At 51.8% G+C, this 18,458-nt stretch carries 18 protein-coding genes; 10 read left to right on the forward strand and 8 right to left on the reverse strand.

The window, feature by feature from the left end; all coding sequences use genetic code 11:
* Positions 1-12 precede the first annotated feature (12 nt).
* From aceE to ampD, 4 genes are all read right to left on the reverse strand, one after another.
* Positions 13-2,679, reverse strand: coding sequence for a pyruvate dehydrogenase (acetyl-transferring), homodimeric type (aceE, locus tag Q0796_RS11475; protein WP_298443188.1), 2,667 nt, complete (start codon positions 2,677-2,679; stop codon positions 13-15).
* 59 nt (positions 2,680-2,738) lie between these two features.
* Positions 2,739-3,497 (reverse strand): pyruvate dehydrogenase complex transcriptional repressor PdhR, encoded by a 759-nt coding sequence (gene pdhR, locus Q0796_RS11480; protein ID WP_298443190.1) that lies wholly within the window; start codon positions 3,495-3,497, stop codon positions 2,739-2,741.
* Positions 3,498-3,789: 292 nt separating this feature from the next.
* Positions 3,790-4,629, reverse strand: a complete 840-nt coding sequence (ampE, locus tag Q0796_RS11485) for a beta-lactamase regulator AmpE (RefSeq protein WP_298443192.1) — start codon at positions 4,627-4,629, stop codon at positions 3,790-3,792.
* Positions 4,626-5,192 carry a 1,6-anhydro-N-acetylmuramyl-L-alanine amidase AmpD gene (ampD, locus tag Q0796_RS11490; protein WP_298443194.1) on the reverse strand — a complete coding sequence of 189 codons (567 nt, stop codon included), beginning with the start codon at positions 5,190-5,192 and terminating at the stop codon, positions 4,626-4,628. Before ampD ends, ampE begins: the two co-directional genes overlap by 4 nt.
* 104 nt (positions 5,193-5,296) lie before the next feature.
* Between ampD and Q0796_RS11495 the strand changes: the two genes are divergently transcribed.
* From Q0796_RS11495 to yacG, 9 genes are all read left to right on the forward strand, one after another.
* On the forward strand, positions 5,297-5,764 hold the full coding sequence (locus Q0796_RS11495) for a retropepsin-like aspartic protease (protein ID WP_298443195.1): 468 nt from the start codon (positions 5,297-5,299) through the stop codon (positions 5,762-5,764).
* A 4-nt stretch (positions 5,765-5,768) separates the two neighbouring features.
* Positions 5,769-6,617, forward strand: coding sequence for a carboxylating nicotinate-nucleotide diphosphorylase (gene nadC / locus Q0796_RS11500; RefSeq protein WP_298443197.1), 849 nt, complete (start codon positions 5,769-5,771; stop codon positions 6,615-6,617).
* A gap of 306 nt (positions 6,618-6,923) precedes the next feature.
* A complete protein-coding gene (locus Q0796_RS11505) occupies positions 6,924-7,367 on the forward strand; it encodes a pilin (protein ID WP_298443199.1) in 444 nt (147 codons plus the stop codon).
* A 24-nt stretch (positions 7,368-7,391) separates the two neighbouring features.
* The gene (gene pilB / locus Q0796_RS11510; RefSeq protein ID WP_298443200.1) at positions 7,392-8,954 is read left to right on the forward strand and encodes a type IV-A pilus assembly ATPase PilB; all 1,563 of its coding nucleotides are present in this window, start codon (positions 7,392-7,394) and stop codon (positions 8,952-8,954) included.
* A 42-nt stretch (positions 8,955-8,996) separates the two neighbouring features.
* Complete coding sequence (locus Q0796_RS11515; RefSeq protein WP_298443202.1) at positions 8,997-10,280, forward strand: type II secretion system F family protein; 1,284 nt, start codon at positions 8,997-8,999, stop codon at positions 10,278-10,280.
* Between the two features lie 32 nt (positions 10,281-10,312).
* Positions 10,313-11,194 carry an A24 family peptidase gene (locus Q0796_RS11520; RefSeq protein ID WP_298443204.1) on the forward strand — a complete coding sequence of 294 codons (882 nt, stop codon included), beginning with the start codon at positions 10,313-10,315 and terminating at the stop codon, positions 11,192-11,194.
* Entirely contained in the window at positions 11,191-11,793 is a 603-nt protein-coding gene (coaE, locus tag Q0796_RS11525; RefSeq protein ID WP_298443207.1) for a dephospho-CoA kinase, read from the forward strand. The genes Q0796_RS11520 and coaE overlap by 4 nt, the downstream gene beginning before the upstream one ends.
* 5 nt (positions 11,794-11,798) lie before the next feature.
* On the forward strand, positions 11,799-12,548 hold the full coding sequence (locus Q0796_RS11530; RefSeq protein ID WP_298443210.1) for a cell division protein ZapD: 750 nt from the start codon (positions 11,799-11,801) through the stop codon (positions 12,546-12,548).
* The gene (gene yacG / locus Q0796_RS11535) at positions 12,545-12,760 is read left to right on the forward strand and encodes a DNA gyrase inhibitor YacG (RefSeq protein WP_298443212.1); all 216 of its coding nucleotides are present in this window, start codon (positions 12,545-12,547) and stop codon (positions 12,758-12,760) included. Before Q0796_RS11530 ends, yacG begins: the two co-directional genes overlap by 4 nt.
* A 9-nt stretch (positions 12,761-12,769) precedes the next feature.
* Here the strand turns inward: yacG and Q0796_RS11540 are convergent, their stop codons facing one another.
* The 3 genes from Q0796_RS11540 to Q0796_RS11550 all read right to left on the reverse strand — a co-directional run bounded on the left by Q0796_RS11540 (position 12,770) and on the right by Q0796_RS11550 (position 16,985).
* Positions 12,770-13,162 (reverse strand): NUDIX domain-containing protein, encoded by a 393-nt coding sequence (locus Q0796_RS11540; RefSeq protein ID WP_298443214.1) that lies wholly within the window; start codon positions 13,160-13,162, stop codon positions 12,770-12,772.
* A 103-nt stretch (positions 13,163-13,265) separates the two neighbouring features.
* On the reverse strand, positions 13,266-16,010 hold the full coding sequence (gene secA / locus Q0796_RS11545; protein WP_298443216.1) for a preprotein translocase subunit SecA: 2,745 nt from the start codon (positions 16,008-16,010) through the stop codon (positions 13,266-13,268).
* A gap of 66 nt (positions 16,011-16,076) precedes the next feature.
* Entirely contained in the window at positions 16,077-16,985 is a 909-nt protein-coding gene (locus tag Q0796_RS11550) for a M23 family metallopeptidase (RefSeq protein ID WP_298443218.1), read from the reverse strand.
* On the opposite strand from Q0796_RS11550, the gene Q0796_RS11555 reads away from it, so the two are divergent.
* Entirely contained in the window at positions 16,913-17,452 is a 540-nt protein-coding gene (locus tag Q0796_RS11555; protein ID WP_298443220.1) for a DciA family protein, read from the forward strand. The genes Q0796_RS11550 and Q0796_RS11555 overlap by 73 nt on opposite strands.
* A 19-nt stretch (positions 17,453-17,471) precedes the next feature.
* Here the strand turns inward: Q0796_RS11555 and lpxC are convergent, their stop codons facing one another.
* On the reverse strand, positions 17,472-18,383 hold the full coding sequence (gene lpxC / locus Q0796_RS11560) for a UDP-3-O-acyl-N-acetylglucosamine deacetylase (RefSeq protein WP_298443222.1): 912 nt from the start codon (positions 18,381-18,383) through the stop codon (positions 17,472-17,474).
* Positions 18,384-18,458 lie beyond the last annotated feature (75 nt).

Here is an 18,458-nt window from a genome sequence, read left to right on the forward strand (position 1 = left end):
TGATGAATTCCCTTAGGCGAACAGTGGGTTAGTTTTGTCTGGGTTGATGCCAAACTTGGTAATGGCATCGGCAACAACCTGCTTGTCGATCTGGCCTTGTTTCGCCAGTTCCGCCAAGGCGGCAACCACAACGTATGAAGCGTTCACTTCAAAGTGGCGACGCAAGTTAGCGCGGCTGTCGGAGCGACCGAAACCATCGGTACCCAATACGCGGTAGCTGCTGGTTGGCAAGAAGGCACGCACTTGCTCGGCGTAGTTCTTCATGTAATCAGTGGCAGCGATGGTCGGCAGATCGTTCAACACCTGTGCCACGTAAGCGGTTTTCGCTTCTGCGGTTGGGTGCAGCATGTTCCAACGTTCAACGTCTTGGCCGTCACGGGTCAGTTCGTTGAAAGAGGTAACGCTGAAGATGTCCGAGCCAATGCCGTACTCTTCCGACAGGATCTTGGCCGCTTCTTGTACCTGCAACATGATGGTGCCGGACGACAGCAGCTGTACTTTGGCCTTGTCGCCTGCGGTGCTTTCCAGTGGGTAGATACCGCGACGAATGCCCTCTTCCGCGCCTTCTGGCATGGCACGCATGGCGTAGTTTTCGTTCAGCAGCGTCATGTAGTAGAACACGTTCTCTTGCTCTGGCCCGTACATGCGACGGATGCCGTCTTGCAGGATCACAGCCACTTCGTAAGCGAAGGTTGGATCGTAAGAGACACAGTTCGGTACGGTGTTCGCCAGAATGTGGCTGTGGCCATCTTCGTGCTGTAAGCCTTCGCCGTTCAAGGTAGTACGGCCAGCAGTGGCGCCTAACAGGAAGCCGCGGGCTTGCTGATCACCGGCCATGTACGCCATGTCGCCCACCCGTTGGAACCCAAACATCGAGTAGTAGATGTAGAACGGGATCATCGGCAGATCGTTGGTGCTGTACGAGGTCGCCGCCGCAACCCAAGAGGACATCGCGCCCAGCTCGTTAATGCCTTCTTGCAATACCTGACCGGAAGTCGACTCTTTGTAGTAAGAAACGACGTCGCGATCCTGCGGGGTGTAGGTTTGCCCTTTCGGGTTGTAGATGCCGATTTGGCGGAACAAGCCTTCCATACCAAAGGTACGGGCTTCATCGGCAACGATTGGTACTACGTTTTTGCCAATGCCTTTGTCTTTCAGCATCAGGTTCAGCGCGCGCACAAACGCCATGGTGGTGGAGATCTCGCGCTTCTGTTCGTCCAGCAAACCTTGGAATTTATCCAGTGCTGGCAGTTCCAGCGGCTTGGTGAATTCTGGCAGACGCTTTGGCGTGTAGCCTTCCAGTGCCTGACGACGCTCGTGCAGGTAACGGTACTCAGCCGAGCCCTCTTCCAGCTTCAGGTATGGCAGTTCGTTAACTTTTTCGTCGCTCAACAGATCTTTCAGGCCCAAGCGATCGCGCAGTTGCAGCACGGTGCTCATGTCCATCTTCTTCACCTGGTGGGCGATGTTTTTGCCTTCTGCCGCTTCACCCATGCCGTAACCTTTTACGGTTTTGGCTAGGATCACGGTTGGCTTGCCGCTGGTGTCCATGGCGTTTTTGTAGGCCGCATACAGCTTGGATGGGCTGTGACCACCACGTTGCAGTGCAAAGATCTCGGCGTCGGTCATGTCCGCCACCAAGGCGGCGGTTTCAGGGTAGCGACCAAAGAAGTGCTCACGACAGTAAGCGCCATCTTTCGACTTGTAGGTCTGGTAATCGCCATCCACGGTTTCGTTCATCAGCTGCAGCAGTTTGCCGCTGGTGTCTTTGGCCAGCAGTTTGTCCCAACCGTTGCCCCAAATCACCTTCACCACGTTCCAACCAGCGCCTTTGAACAGGCCTTCCAGCTCTTGGATGATCTTGCCGTTACCCATCACCGGGCCATCCAGCCGCTGCAAGTTACAGTTGATCAAGAAACACAGGTTGTCTAAGCCTTCACGGGCGGCGAAGGAGATCGCACCACGGGATTCTGGCTCGTCCATCTCACCATCACCCAAGTAGGCGTAAACGCGCTGGGCCGAGGTGTCTTTCATGCCGCGGCCGTTCAGGTACTTCAAGAAACGGGCTTGGTAGATGGCGCTGATTGGGCCTAAGCCCATGGATACCGTAGGGAACTGCCAGAAGTCCGGCATCAACTTAGGGTGCGGGTAAGAGGAGATCCCCTCGCCGTCCACTTCCTGACGGAAGTTGTCCAGCTGCGCTTCGGTCAGGCGACCTTCCATAAAGGCGCGAGCGTAGATCCCTGGCGAGATGTGGCCTTGGTAGTAAACCAAGTCGCCGCCATCTTTTTCGTTAGGAGCGCGGAACAAGTGGTTAAAGCCCACTTCGTAAAACGCGGCAGCCGACTGGTAAGACGCCATGTGGCCGCCCAGATCCAAGCCTTTTTTGGAGGCGCGCAACACGATCATGATCGCGTTCCAACGGATGATGGAGCGGATCCGACGTTCCAAGCTGATGTCACCAGGGTAAGCTGGTTCATCTTGGGGGGCGATGGTGTTGATGTAGTTGGTGGTGATGCCGGTTGGCAGTTCCACCCCTTCGCTGCGTGCCTTGGTGATCATCTCATCCAACAAGAACTTTGCGCGATCAATACCATCTTCCTGCATTACGGCCTCGAGGGCTTGTAGCCACTCGTGGGTTTCTTGCTTGTCAACATCCTGAACGATAGAACCCGACATTTACACTCCCTGACTCTTGTAGTTGCAACGCCTTATCTGCAAGGCGTACTGCATGCAATTTAAACTAGATCGTTTCTCATCCGACGCAGGCTACGCTGCTGCCGACTGTCTTCTCTGCGTACTTCCAACGTCACTTCTTCGATGTAGGCAAGGTGATCGTTTGACGCGCGTCGAGCCAACTCCGGCTCCCGCTTTAAAATCGCATCAAGCAGCGCTTCACGGTGGATGTTAGCCACGTCAGAAGAGCCCTCTCGACGGTATAAAAGTTGTAAGTTTTCAGCCACGTTGCGCTCAAGCAACGGGGTTAAACTCAGCAGCAAGTGCAGCATGGCCACGTTGTGACAGGCTTCAGCGACGCTGCGATGAAATTCAACGATGGCTTGGGCTTCTAATATAGGATCCCCTTGCACCTGCTTGATGTGCTCCATCTTGTTGCGAAGCTGCTCTTGGTCAGCATCGGTACCACGCAATGCGGCGTAGTAAGCCATCATGCCCTCAGTGGCATGACGGAACTCCAGTAGGTCGTATTGCGACTCTGGGTTGTTGGCCAGCAATTCCACCAACGGATCAGACAGGCTATTCCACAGCTGATCTTTAACGTAAGTACCACCGCCCTGACGGCGATGCAGTACCCCTTTGGCTTCTAACTTTTGAATTGCTTCGCGCAGTGATGGGCGCGACACCTCAAATCGAACCGCCAGTTCTCGTTCCGGAGGTAATTTTTGCCCCGGCTTCAAACTGCCCTCAAGAACCATCTTCTCTAGTTCTTTCATGATCACGTCGGACAGTTTCGGTTGATTGATTCGTCGATAAGACATTTTTAGGTCGCATCCAATGATTTTTCAGGATTGTAAATTGGTATTACCAATATCCGTTACGGCGGAATATAACAAGTATCAGAACCGATGTGCAATTTATTTGACTTCAATCACACCGAAGGGCGATTCCTTGAACAAACACCAATGAATCGCTATTTTAGCCGTGATTAGGCAGACAAGATGCTGGAAAGTTGGGATCAATCCACTATGGGATATTGTTACAAAGGAGGGGCGGTCTCGCACTCTGTGTTAGCGAGACCGACAGCAGTTGTGGCAAATAAAAGTGGTCGGATTACTGCAGCACACCGAAGATGGTCAAAAAAGAAACCAAGACTAACAACAAGATAAGGTTGCGCTTCACCAGTTTCAGCATCGCCAATGTTGACTGAATGCAGATCGGTTGGGTCGATTTTTCCGGGATCTCTTCCGCGGCCACCGCGACGTTGATTACCACTTGCCGTGCAGGCACCGACAAACTCAGCAGATCCGGCAATAACACCGCCATGGCATGGGAAAAACGGCCAGCAAAGGCAAAACTCACACTGATGAGCCGCGCCGGGATCCAATCCAACAGGTGCAATAACGTGGTTAACCGTGCTTGCCCTTGGCGCGAGTGATGATCGTGAATGTCGCGCACTAACGAATAAAACAGCGCTGCCGCAGGCCCAAAGGCAACAAAGTAGAGTGCAACCACTGCGTAATAGCGAAAATTGATCCACGCCGCCAGTTCGCCCATGTGTTGCCCCAGCTCGTGTTCATCTTTGTCTTGTTGATGACAGGCATCCAACTGCTGCACCAACCCATGACAACGAGAGAGATCGCCACTGCAGGCGCTGCTAAGAAACTGTCGGAATCGCTGCCGAATGGCACTGTGGCCAAACAACAGTAACCCCACCGCTATCCACAAAATGAGGTTGGGCAAGCCATAGCCCTGCCCTTGTAGGATCTCAGTTAACAGTGCCACCGCAATGGCTGGCAACAAGGCCAAGAGCAACAGCTGCACAGCGTGGCGCGGTTTATCGGCGCCACTGCGCTGAATATAGGCCGCGCTGAAGCGTTCGAACTGAAATGCCGATTGCCACAATCGCAGCCGTTCAGCCAACATCACTAACAATAAAGAAAACAGGGTCATCGTTGCTCTTCCTGAATTAACGCGCGCAAACGCGACCAATCAAAAGCCGCACCAGGATCGGTTTTGCGACCCGGGGCGATATCGCAATGGCCCACGATCCGCTCGTCACTTAATCGTGGATAGTACGCCACTAAGATCCGGCACACCTCCGCCAACTGTTGATACTGCCGATCGCTGTACGGGATGGTATCGGTGCCTTCCATTTCAATCCCAATGGAATAATCATTGCAGTTATCTTCACCGGCAAAGCAACTGACTCCAGCGTGCCAAGCACGGCGATCAAAGGGCACATATTGAATTATCTGCCCATCTCGCCGGATCAACAGATGGGCGGAGACCTGCAAAGATTGCACCTGTTGCAAAATGGGGAAGTCCGGCTGAACGCAACCAGTAAACAGTTGGTCTATATAAGGTGCACCGAACAACCCTGGCGGCAAGCTGATGTTGTGGATCACCAACAACGACACCGTTTTAGGCCGCGGCCCATGAAAGGCACTAAAGCGATGCTGCGCCTGTTCCAGCCAGCGACCGTGCGGTTCTAGAGTAGATTGCGCCGCAATCATGGTAATTCCCTGTTCAGTAGCAAATAATAACTGTCTATTTATAGCGAGTGTATCAATAACCTATGGCTGCAACACCGTCTTCGTCACACCCCCTCGGCAAGTGGATGTTGGTCTTAGCGTGGCTGGCTCTGGCTGCGCTGCTGTACGTCTATTTTGATAATAAGCTCGAACGGCAATATAACCCCAACCAAGACCTCAGCTTATCGGCGGCGCAAACCATTACGCTAAAACAGAATAAGCGCGGCCATTACGTGACTTCAGCACTGATCAATGACCAAGCGGTGGTCATGCTGCTCGACACCGGCGCTACCGAGATCTCAATTCCCGCCAACATCGCCCAGCGCTTGGGGTTACAGCCGGGGCAGTCCTTTCCAGTCAGTACCGCTAATGGCACTATTATGGTGCGCAGAACGCGCATTGATTCACTCTCTATCGGCGGCCTGACCATGTATGATCTGTCCGCACACATTAATCCGGGCTTGGACGGCGACACGATCTTACTGGGCATGAACGCCTTAAAAGACTTAGAGCTGGTTCAGCGCGGCAACACATTGACGCTAAGGAAGTATTAAGCCAATGCTGGAAAACGACATCCGCCTTGCCGTTGCAGCCGCGCTGCATGAAGATCTCGGTGGCCTATCAGCCCACGATGGCGACATTACCGCCCAACTGATCCCCGCCGATCGCTACAGTGAAGCCACCGTGATTACCCGCGAAGACGCGGTGTTCTGTGGTAAAGCTTGGGTTGAACAGGTCTTCAACCAACTGGGCGGCGAAGTGGCGCTGCACTGGCATGTTGATGACGGTGATCTCGTGGTCGCAGGGCAGACCTTAGTCGAACTGGCCGGTCCGGCTCGAATCCTACTGACCGGCGAACGTACCGCGCTGAATTTTGTCCAGACCCTCTCTGGGGTTGCCACGGTAGTGCAGCATTACAGCGCCAAGCTGGAAGGCACCCACTGCCGTTTGCTCGATACCCGCAAAACCGTTCCGGGCTTACGCACCGCGCAAAAGTATGCGGTTACCTGCGGTGGTGGCAAAAACCACCGCATCGGCTTATTTGATGCCTTCTTAATTAAAGAGAATCACATCAACGCCTGCGGTGGCATCGATCAAGCGATCAGCACCGCTCGCAGCCTCAAGCCAGATGCGCCAGTAGAAGTCGAAGTCGAAAATTTATCTGAACTGCAAAATGCGCTGGCTGCAGGGGCCGACATCATCATGCTCGACAATTTTGACGTCACCATGATGGGCCAAGCAGTGAAGCTCAATCAGGAATTCGGCTCAAAAGCCAAGCTGGAAGTCTCTGGTAACGTTACCATCGACACCATCGGTAACTTTGCTCGAACAGGGGTGGATTTCATCTCTGTTGGCGCATTAACCAAGCACGTTCGTGCCCTCGATCTGTCCATGCGCTTCCGCTAACCCGCCACACCCTTGTTAATAACTTGGCTTGCGCAAACCAAGTTATTAACAAACACCATCGCAATATCCATTCAAAAAGTAAGCTCATTACAGTCAAAAATTGGGCGTTTGCCAACAAATCACCGCACAACCCCGATGTGAAGTTCCTCTTACAATACAGCAAGTAACCATTGTGTTACCGAATATTGTTGCATAGACTAGCCGCTGTACTACCTTGGGTTAACTAGGTGGTCGTCGGCACCCAGGAGGGCCATGCCGGCCAGCCATAGTGTGGGCTGATACGAATTTTTTATTGGAGATACACGGATGAAACGGAACAATCAAAAAGGCTTCACTCTGATCGAACTGATGATCGTGGTGGCCATTATCGGCATTTTGGCGGCGATCGCGATCCCGGCATATCAGGAATACACGATCAAATCACAGATTAATGGTGCATATGCAGAATTGTCTCCGCTAAAAACACCATTAGAAATTGCTTTAAACGAAGGTAATACCCCTAACGCCCCTGTTGATGGGGCATTCTGTGACTTCACTCAAACAGTAGGGGCAGGTACGGCCGACTCAACTATTCAGTGTGCGTTTAATAACGTAAACAATGCAATTAGTGCAGGCATCTTAACCCTAACAAGAGATGGTGCTACTGGCGCTTGGAGCTGTGCTGCTAGTGGTGCCCCATTGGTAGCAGGTGGCACCTATAATGATCTTGTGCCAAAAAACTGTACTTCAGCTGCAGCTGCAGCTCCTTAATTTTAATATGCCTAATGCCCCCTTATGAATAAGGGGGTTTTTCATATGAAAAACAATACTTTTGGCTTACCTTATATGGATATATCTTGGCTTGATGTATCCACTATTTCCGATGATTTAAAAAACCCTAAACTGATTGAAAAACACCGCTGTTTGCCGCTGTGTAAACGCAACAATCGGCTGATTCTCGCCACCTCCAATCCGAATAACCTCGTTGCACTGGAAGAATTTCAATTCAGTCTTGGACTGCACGTTGAACCGATTATTGTGGTGCAAGAGGCGCTGGATCGGATCATCGACAAGGTACTTGAAGGTGAAATTGATCAGCTCGAGATCACTGAAGAAGATGAGCAGCGCCTTGCTGGGATCGACACTGCCGAAACCGACAACAGATTAGACGACTCCGCAGGCAGCAGCGCCGATGACGCCCCCGTGGTGGTGTTCATCAACAAGCTGATGACCGAAGCGATCCGCAAAGGTGCTTCAGATCTGCACTTCGAACCTTATGAGGATCAATACCGAGTTCGTTTTCGTATTGATGGCATGCTCAGCACCATTACTCAGCCACCCCAAGGCTTAGGCCCTAGGATTTCAGCCCGCATTAAGGTGATGGCCAAACTTGATATCGCCGAGCGGCGCTTGCCGCAAGATGGCCGTATTAAGCTGCGTGTGGGTAATAAGAAGATGGTCGATTTTCGAGTGTCGGTACTGCCAACACTGTTTGGCGAAAAAGTGGTGATGCGTATTTTAGATTCATCCGCCGCCAACCTTAATATCGATATACTTGGTTTTAGCGATAAACAAAAAAGTTTATATCAGCGAAATTTACAACGCCCACAGGGGATGATTCTGGTTACCGGCCCCACGGGTTCAGGTAAAACGGTGTCGCTCTATACTGGCCTGAATATTCTTAATACCGAAGAGCGAAATATCTCCACGGCGGAAGATCCAGTAGAGATTAACTTACCCGGCATTAACCAAGTACAGATCCACCCCAAGGCTGGCCTTACCTTTGCTGGCGCCCTGCGTTCATTTTTACGTCAGGATCCCGATATTGTGATGGTGGGGGAAATTCGAGATTTAGAAACCGCCGAAATCGCGGTCAAAGCCGCCCAAACCGGCCACATGGTGATGAGCACCTTGCACACAAACTCCTCACCTGAAACCCTGACTCGCTTGCTAAACATGGGCGTGCCCGCCTACAACATCGCCAGCTCAGTAAGCTTGATCATCGCCCAGCGATTGGGGCGAAAGCTCTGTCCCAGCTGCAAGCAACCAGAACACATCCCCGATACTGAGTTGCTGCAGGAGGGCTTCACCCCAGAACAGATTGCAACCGGCTTTGTGAGCTATAAAGCCAAGGGTTGTGATAATTGTAACGGTGGCTATAAAGGGCGAATTGGCTTATATGAAATGCTATCAATGACCTCAGAATTATCATCGCTGGTGATGGATGGCGGCAGCGCCATTGAGCTAGCCACCCAAGCCAAGAAAGATGGCATGATCACCATTCGTGAGTCTGGGCTCGAAAAAGTGATTGACGGCACCACCTCACTCGCGGAAATTAATCGAGTAACCAGCCACTAACTCCACTAATAACAATAGACAGAAAGCAGAAGGATTTGCTCGATGGCCAAGGTGTTTCAAGCGCGCAGCAGCGCCGATCAACGACTACGTAAAAAAGCCAAGCTCGATAAAAAAGAGAAAACCGAAGTCGCCGATTTCACTTGGTCAGGAAAAAATCAAAAGGGCAACCCAATCAAAGGCGAGTTGCGGGGCACCTCGGCCAATGAAGTGAAAGCGATGTTGCGTAAGCAAGGCGTAACCCCTCTTAAAGTTGCCAAAAAACAGAAATCACTATTTCAAAAAAAAGCTAAAATCACCCCAAAAGATATCGCAGTTATAACCAGGCAGATTGCCACCATGCTAATGGCTGGTGTGCCCTTAGTGACCGGATTAGAGATGGTTGCCAAAGGCCACGAAAATGAATCGATGCGTAAACTGCTGGGGCAGATTTTAGAAGAGATCCAAGCGGGCACCCCGGTCGCCCAAGCGCTTAGACCCCACCGCCAACACTTTGATGATCTATATTGCGATTTGGTTTCCGCTGGTGAGCAATCCGGTACCTTAGATAGTGTGTTTGATCGTATCGCCACCTACCGTGAGAAATCTGAAGCACTCAAATCCAAGATCAAAAAAGCGATGTTTTATCCCGTTGCGGTTATCGCCGTGGCAATCATTGTGACCCTAGTGTTATTGATTTTCGTCGTCCCTCAATTTGAAACCATTTTTAACGATTTTGGTGCTGAATTGCCTGCCTTTACTCAGATGGTCATCGGTCTGTCGGAGTTTATTCAAAACAGCTGGTATTACTTTCTTGGGGTGTTAATGATTGTGGTGTGGGGCTTTAAGCGCAGCCACACGAATTCACAAAAGTTTCGCGATAACGTTGATACCACTTTGCTTAAAATTCCTATTGTCGGCAACATTTTGCATAAAGGTTCAATGGCCAAATTTTCTCGCACCTTAGCCACCACCTTTGCCGCCGGTGTACCACTTGTCGAGGGCTTAGAAGCCTCCGCTGGCGCTTCTGGCAATGCGGTTTATCGCAAGGCCATTCTGCAAATCCGCGAAGAAGTGACTTCAGGCTTACAGATGAACGTGGCCATGCGTACCGTTAATCTGTTTCCTGACATGGTGATCCAGATGGTGATGATCGGCGAAGAGTCCGGCGCCTTGGACGACATGCTCAATAAAGTGGCCAACATCTTCGAAATGGAAGTGGATGACGCCGTTGATGGCCTTTCCACCTTGATTGAGCCTTTGCTGATGGTGGTGTTGGGCACCTTGGTTGGCGGCCTGATTATCGCAATGTATCTGCCAATATTCGAATTGGGTAGCGTTGTCGGTTAAGATCCAGAAAAATCTATTGATTGGCGGCAGTAATGACAATGTGGCTTGAGCTTTTTGCTCAACATTCGTGGCTCTTTTGGCTGGTGGTTATCACCACCAGCTTAATCGTTGGCAGCTTTCTTAATGTGGTGATCCATCGGCTGCCAATTATGATGGAGCGCCAATGGCTGCAAGAGTGTGCCGAAGGGCTAGAAGTTAGCGTACCCAAAGATCCGTGGCCGACGAAGTACAATTTATTAGTGCCCGGCAGTAATTGCCCTAAATGCCAAACCGCCATCCCCGCTTGGCGCAATATTCCTATCCTCAGCTATGTCCTTCAGGCTGGCAAATGCCACCATTGCAGCGCTCCTATCTCGATTCGCTATCCACTCATTGAATTGACTACGGCACTGTTGTGCCTCGCTATCGCCATTAAACTTGGCCCGGTTGATCTGTTCTGGCCAACCTGGCTGCTGGCGTTTGCTTTAATCGCTTTGGCTGCCATCGACTTTGACAAAATGCTGCTGCCAGATGCCATCACCTTGCCGCTATTGTGGCTAGGCTTGCTGATCAATATTGATGCTGGCTTTGTTGCACTGACCGATGCGGTTTATGGCGCGGTGTTCGGCTATTTGTCGTTATGGAGCATTTTTCAAGGGTTCAAACTGCTGACCGGGAAAGAGGGGATGGGCTACGGTGATTTCAAACTGCTGGCACTGTTCGGCGCTTGGTTCGGCTGGCAGGCACTGTTACCAATCATTCTGATCTCTTCCATTGGCGGCGCCGTTGTGGGAATTGCCCTAACCGCCACCAAGCAACTCGGTGCCGGCAAGCCAATGCCATTTGGCCCATGGATCATCCTTGGTGGCTTAGGTTACCTGTTCTTTGGCCCTGAATTGGTCAACTGGTACTTACACACCATGGTTGGTCTATGAAGCCGCTTATCATCGGCTTAACCGGCGGCATCGGCTCTGGCAAAACTCAGGTCAGCGATCATTTTGGCCAGCTTGGCGCAACAGTGGTTGATACCGACATTATTGCTCGTCAAGTGGTTGCCCCAGGCAGCAAGGGGTTGGCCACATTGGTTGACCACTTCGGTAAATCCATATTGCAGCCTAACGGCGCACTAGACCGCGCCGCACTACGGCAAATTGTATTTAATGACCATGACGCTAGGCAGTGGCTTAATCAGCTAACTCACCCTTTGATTCGACAACAGTTACTGGCACAATGCCGCGCTGCAACAACGCCCTACGTCATTGCGGTGGTGCCGTTGTTGCTTGAGGGTGACATGCACCAGTTGATGGATCGCATTGCGGTTGTTGATGTGGATGAAGCGACCCAAATCCGTCGAACCACCCTGCGAGATAATAATGATGCAGCGTTGGTTAAAAACATCATCGCCAGCCAAATTGATCGGCAAAGCCGTTTGCAACGGGCTGACGACATCATCGACAATAGCCGCGATCTTAAACACCTACAGCATCAAGTTGAATTGCTGCATCAGCACTATTTACGCCTTACCGAGAATTAACCCCCATGTGGCTCCTCTTCGAACAACCGCTTAATGAAAAAATACGCAGCTATCTGCGCATCGAAGCGGTTAATCAGCAGGTTAACGCACACCTAAATTTTCAGCTTGCTCATGGTGAATTGGCGTTTTTCCGTAGCCTGTTTGAGCTAATGGAGTTAATTGATCGACCGGATCTGCGCTCAGAGTTGCTCAAAGACATTGAGCGTCAACTAGGCAACTTACAACGCTGGCGTCAGTACCCCAATGTGGATCAACAACAGCTTGATCAGCTATGCCAGCAGCTACAACAACAGCAAGCCAAACTGCATCGGTTAACGAAACCCACGGCGGATCTTAAAGCCGATCGCTTTTTGGCCGCTTTGAAACAGCGCATGACCATTCCCGGTGGCTGCGGCAGCTTTGACTTACCGCAATTGCATTTTTGGATGGCTCAGCCCTTAGCGTGGCGTCAAACCCAAGCGAAACAGTGGTTAAATCAACTGTCGGCCTTTACCGACACCATAGAGCAGATGCTGGCGATTTTACGCAGCAGTGGCCACTGGCAGGATTCCATCGCCATGGCGGGCTCTTACCAGGCTGCAGCAGAACAAAATATCGATCTGCTGCGAGTACGCATCGAGCAAACCCATGGGGTTTACCCTGCCATTAGCGCCCACCGCAATCGTTTTACTATCCATTTAGTCAATAATGAGACCGGCAAGGCGGATCACCGCAACTTACCGCTGCAGCTGTGCCTGTCCATGGAGCAACAATGACCTTTACCGTAAAATGCCCAACCTGTGAAACCGACGTGGTTTGGCAAGCCCAATCAACATTTCGCCCCTTTTGCAGTGAGCGCTGCAAGCTCATCGACTTAGGCGAGTGGGCGGAAGAACGCCACACCATCGCCGGTAAAACAGAACTGCCGGATGAGTTTGATATCAGCGAACCCGACTTCTTCCTGAATGACGAAGACGAGCAGCAATAATCAGCGCCATTACAGCGTCTGCAATAGCTGATTCAGTTCAGTATTCGCCGCGGGCATCGGCAACTGCGGCAGCTTATCGAGGGCAATCCATTGAATGGGGTTGCCCTCTTTGCTTTGGGCTTCGCCGCGCCAATAGGAAAGAGTAAAGGCCTGCAACTGCACCACGCGATCGCCGTAGTCGTGCTCGGTTTGCCAGATAAGTTGCGGATCACGGCCAATCACCGCCACTTCCTCTTCAAGCTCTCTTAAAGCCGCCTCAGCAAAACTTTCCCCAGAGTTTACCTTGCCACCTGGGAATTCCCATAAGCCGCCCTGGTGCTGTTTAGGATCTCTTAAGGCGACTAATACCTGCTGTTCTTTCATGACGATCGCAATCGCCACCTTAATTATCTTCTTGGTCATTCTCAGGCTCCTTGTAGAGAGTGATTCCCTTGCCCTAACGCCATCGCGCGGGACAGATAAAAAAGGCGGCCCTTAGGCCGCCTTAATTTGGTCACCGCTGGGCTTAGCTCAGCTTGCCATGACACTGCTTAAACTTCTTACCGGAACCGCAAGGGCACGGATCGTTACGGCCAACCTTTGGTCCTTCACGAGTCGCTGGGGCTGCTTGCCCTTCTTGCTCTTGTGCCAGTTGCGCTTCGGCTTGCTGGTGCTCAAAAGCCCGTTGGCGCGCCAGCGCTTCCTCTTCACGGCGACGCTTGGCTTCCATCTCGTCCACATCAGATTGAGCCTGAACTTGGATCTTAGACAGCAAGCTGATCACATCCGCTTTTAACGATTCCAGCATTCCTTGGAATAGCTCAAACGACTCACGCTTGTACTCTTGCTTTGGGTTCTTCTGAGCGTAGCCACGCAGGTGAATGCCCTGACGCAAATGATCCATCGCCGCTAAGTGTTCTTTCCACAAGTTATCAAGAGTTTGCAGCATCACTACCTTTTCAAATTGGCGCAGTACGCTTTCGCCCACTTGCTCCTCTTTCAGCTGGTAGTTTTGATCCCACGCCGCCACGATGCGCTCACGCAGATTCTCTTCGTGCAGCTCTTCCTCTTCGTCTAACCACTGCTTAATCGGCAGTTTCAGATCGAAATCGGCAGCCAGACGCTCTTCCAAACCAGTGATGTCCCACATCTCTTCCAGCGACTGCGGTGGAATGTACTGGGAAACAATGTCTTCCAATACGCTTTCTCGTACCGCTTCAACGGTATCGCGAATGTCATCGCCATCCATCAGCTCGTTACGCTGGGCGTAAACCACTTGGCGCTGATCGTTAGCCACATCATCGTATTCCAGCAATTGCTTACGAATATCGAAGTTGCGAGCCTCAACCTTACGCTGGGCATTTTCAATGGCACGGTTTACCCACGGGTGCTCGATCGCTTCACCCTGCTCCATCCCCAACTTCTTCATCATGTTCGAGACACGCTCAGACGCGAAGATCCGCATTAAGCTGTCTTCCATCGACAGATAGAAACGGGTAGAACCGGCATCACCCTGACGACCCGAACGGCCACGCAGCTGATTATCGATACGGCGAGATTCATGACGCTCGGTAGCGATAATGTGCAAACCACCGGATTCGAGCACCGCGTCGTGACGCACTTGCCAATCGGCTTTAATGGTTTCGATTTGTGCGGCGTCAGTGCCTTCAGGCAACGCATCCAATTCCGCTTGCAGCGAACCGCCCAACACGATGTCGGTACCACGACCGGCCATGTTGGTGGCGATGGTTACCGCGCCACTGCGGCCCGCATCGGCAACAATTTGCGCTTCTTGTTCGTGGAACTTTGCGTTCAGAACGTTGTGCTTGATCTTCTCTTTGCGCAGCAGCGCCGACAAGAACTCTGACGTTTCGATAGAGATGGTACCAACCAATGCTGGCTGGCCCCGCTCCATGCAATCGCGAATGTCGGCGATGATGGCTTCGTATTTCTCTGCGGCGGTTAGGTACACCAGATCCGCCATGTCTTTACGGATCATTGGCCGGTTGGTTGGCACCACCACAGTATCCAGACCGTAAATGCTTTGGAATTCGAACGCTTCAGTATCTGCAGTACCGGTCATGCCCGCCAGGCTGTTGTACATGCGGAAGTAGTTCTGGAAGGTAATGGAAGCCAGAGTTTGGTTCTCGTTCTGGATCTTCACCCCTTCTTTGGCTTCCACTGCCTGGTGCAAACCGTCAGACCAACGACGCCCTGGCATGGTACGGCCGGTATGCTCATCAACAATCACCACCTGACCTTCGTCATCAATGATGTAATCAACGTCTTTTTCAAACAGGGTGTGGGCACGCAGAGCCGCGTTGACGTGGTGCAGCAATGAGATGTTGCCTGCGTTGTAAAGGGAATCGCCCTCTTGCAGCAGACCAATGTCGGTCAGCAGCTGTTCAATCTTTTCTTGACCGCGTTCAGTCAGGTGAACCTGTTTGCCTTTCTCGTCAACGGTGTAGTCACCGTCGCCCACTTCCTCTTCGGTGTCCTCTTTATCCTGCTTGACCAGCTTAGGGATCAGGGTGTTCACGCGAGTGTAGTGATCCGAGCCATCTTCAGCAGCGCCAGAGATGATCAGCGGGGTTCGTGCTTCATCGATCAGGATCGAATCCACTTCATCAATTACCGCGTAGTTCAGTTCGCGCTGTACGCGCTCTGGCGCTGAAAACGCCATGTTGTCACGCAGGTAATCAAAGCCAAATTCGTTGTTGGTGCCGTAAGTGATGTCGCAGGCGTAGGCATCTTTTTTCTCTTGCGAGCCCATGCCCGACAAGTTGATCCCCACCGACATGCCCAAGAATTCAAACAAGGGACGATTCCACTCAGCATCACGACGGGCCAAGTAATCGTTGACGGTGATCACGTGCACGCCAGCGCCGCTTAACGCGTTCAAGTAGGCTGGCAGAGTACCGGTGAGGGTTTTGCCTTCACCGGTACGCATCTCGGCGATGCGACCAGATTGCAGCACCATGCCGCCCATCAGCTGCACATCAAAATGACGCATGCCAAACACGCGCTTTGAAGCTTCTCGTACCGTCGCAAACGCTTCTGGCAAAATGGCATCAAGAGACTCGCCCTTACCACCTTGGTCTTCCGGCGCAACGCGCTGCTTAAGATCAACCGTCAGTTGGCGCAACTGCTCGTCAGAGAGCGCTTCCCATTCGGCTTCCATGCTGTTGATGCGTTCAACTACTTTTTGCAGTTGCTTGAGGGTTCGGTCGTTTTTACTGCCAAATACTTTGGTGAGGAGTTTCGTTAACATTGTCTTACATCGCTACTGAACAAGATGAGCACCTTGCGCTGGCACCCGGAATTCGTTTTTAAGATCCTACTCGCTGCGCGGCTTTCGATATACGTATCGAGCGGGATCCACCTGTTTGTCGTTCTTTAACACCTCGTAGTGAACATGGGGCCCGGTCGAACGACCGGTATTGCCGATCTGCGCGATCGCTTGCCCTTTCTTCACCAGTTGGCCTAACTCCACCAGATTTTCTTTATTGTGCCCATAACGGGTTTTCAAACCGTTGCCATGGTCAATCTCAACCAAGTTGCCATAACCAAACAGCTTGCCAGAATAGGAGATAACCCCTGCCCCAGTAGCAACCACTTCACCCCCCTCGGAGCCAGCAAAATCCAAACCGCGGTGCATTGCCCGGCGGCCAGTAAACGGATCATTGCGGTAACCGAATGAGGAAGACTGCCAACCGCTGTTGAGCGGGCGGCCACTCAAGTAACGGTCAATATCGATATGGTGACTGCGATCTAAGCTTTCAAGTAGGGGCAGTTGATTATCTGCGCGTTCTAGTCGCAGCAGTAATTGATCCATCTGCTCCATCAGCAGGCTCAGTTCAATCTCTTCTTGGCTAGGGCTACTGACCCCGCCTAGACCAACCGCGCTGTCAAAATCAAATTGCTCGGCCAGATCCGCTTGGGCAGCCATGGCGGTGCCAACGGCTTCAATACGGTTCATCCGAGCTTGAATGCGGCCAACACGAGAGGCGATAAGGGAAAGTTGGGCGTCGGTTTGCTCACGCAACTGCTGCAGCAAATGCTGCTGTTGCTCGACCGAAAGGTTCGCCAGCTCAAGTTGTTGTTCAAGCTGTTGCGATTGCTGAGTTTGCAGCTGCCACCAACCGGCTCCTAAAGCCAAGATCAGCAACGGCAGTGACAACCAACGCTTACCGGGCTCCCAGCGCCGCATTCCGTGTTGTGTACGGAGAAAGACTGTTACACTCATTGGGTTGGTTATTCGTAGACACTCTAAAAATGAAATCAAAACCGCAAGATCTCGCCCAATTGGCGGGACAACGATTTGCTCAACTGCAGCAACAAACCAGCAAGACCAGCCAGCTGCAACAGGCGGTATTGAATGCTACCGATCCGGCCATCCATTCCCAAATTCGGGTGGCAAATATGCGAGGTGGCACTTTAGTGATCGAAATTGCATCGGCTACATGGGCAACACGATTGCAATATCAGCGGCTGGATATACTGTCGGCACTGCGCCGAGACGGATTTCCCATGCTGTCCAGTATCGAGTTTAAAGTCAACCCGAAACTGGCTCAGTTCACCCCAGAAAAACCAAAACCATCCAAGCAGTTAAGCCCTAAAGCCAGCGAGCACTTAAACGAATTGGCCGAACGCTTAGATGGCGATTTAGCCGCTAAAATAAAAAAACTGGCCGCCCATAGGGGCGGCCAGTAATTTCAAAGATTAAGGTAACTTAAGCGAGGCTTGGTGCCAGGTAATCCATCGGCACCTCTTGTGGTTTATCAAAGCTCACCAGCTCGTAGCATTCCGCTTGGGCCAGTACCGCCCGCGCTAACTTGTTGTTCAGCGCATGGCCCGATTTATGGGCGCGAAACTCACCCAATATCGCGTGGCCAGCCAAGTACAAGTCGCCAACCGCATCCAAGATTTTGTGCTTCACAAACTCATCGGGATCGCGCAGACCGTCTGGATTCAAGATCCGAAACTCATCCAAAACAATCGCGTTTTCCATGCTGCCACCCAAACACAGGTTATTGGCACGCAAGAATTCGATGTCCTTCATAAAACCAAAGGTACGCGCCCGACTGATGTCACGGTTGAAGCTTTCCGCCGAGAAATCGATGGCGTAGCGCTGAGCGCTGCGGCTGATCTCTGGGTGTTGGAAATCGATGGAGAAGTCCAAACGGAAACCATGGTGAGGGCGGAATTCCGCCCATTTATCGCCATCCTCTACCCGCACCGTTTTGCGAATTCGCAGATATTTTTTGGACGCGGACTGTTCCGCAATACCGGCGCTTTGCAGCAAAAACAGGTAAGGGTTGGCGCTACCATCCATGATTGGCACTTCAGGCGCATCCACTTCGATGTAAGCGTTGTCGATACCCAAGCTGGCGATGGCCGCCATCAGGTGTTCAATGGTCAACACTTTTACGCCCTGATCATTACTCAGGCCGGTACACAAAGTGGTTTCTTTCACCAGCTCGGCATGGGCAGGCAGTTCCACCACAGGATCTAAATCAACCCGACGGAACACTATCCCAGTATTCACTGGGGCAGGCTTAAGCACCATCGTCACCTTGTTGCCAGAGTGCAAACCCACTCCAGCCGCTTGGATCGGACGCTGCAGAGTCATTTGTTTACTCATTGCCAGCTCCTCCTGCTACCACATCGTTAATTAGGGCGCATATGCTATCACAAAAGTCACAATTGGCCAAAGTCT

The organism is uncultured Ferrimonas sp., from assembly GCF_947489035.1.
GTDB lineage: Bacteria > Pseudomonadota > Gammaproteobacteria > Enterobacterales > Shewanellaceae > Ferrimonas.